Here is a 285-nt window from a genome sequence, read left to right as displayed (position 1 = left end):
ATCTTAGGCCACAGGTCCAGGCTGGGGGGCACGAGCGCCACCGGCCCCGAGCCGTCCAGGACGAAATGGGCGTGGCGGGTGGCGGCGCAGTTGGGGATCAGTCCCACGGGAAGGGAGGCAGCGTGGGTGGGATAGTGCCGGATCTTCACATCCAGCACGGTGGTGAGCCCGCCGAGCCCCTGGGCACCGATCCCCAAGGCATTCACCTTCTCGTACAACTCTAGCCGCAGCTCCTCCATCCGGTTCCTGGGCCCCCGGGCCTGGAGCTCGTGGATATCGATGGGC

Annotated in this window: 1 protein-coding gene; it reads right to left on the bottom strand. The window is 67.7% G+C overall.

The window, feature by feature from the left end:
• A partial coding sequence (locus tag ACTFO6_RS18590; protein WP_439935852.1) for a fumarate hydratase occupies positions 1–285 on the bottom strand: 285 nt, incomplete at both ends.

The sequence above is a fragment of the Pelomicrobium sp. G1 genome (genome assembly GCF_051905455.1).
Classification (GTDB): domain Bacteria; phylum Pseudomonadota; class Gammaproteobacteria; order Burkholderiales; family UBA6910; genus Pelomicrobium.
This window is presented reverse-complemented; position numbering and strand designations above follow the sequence as displayed.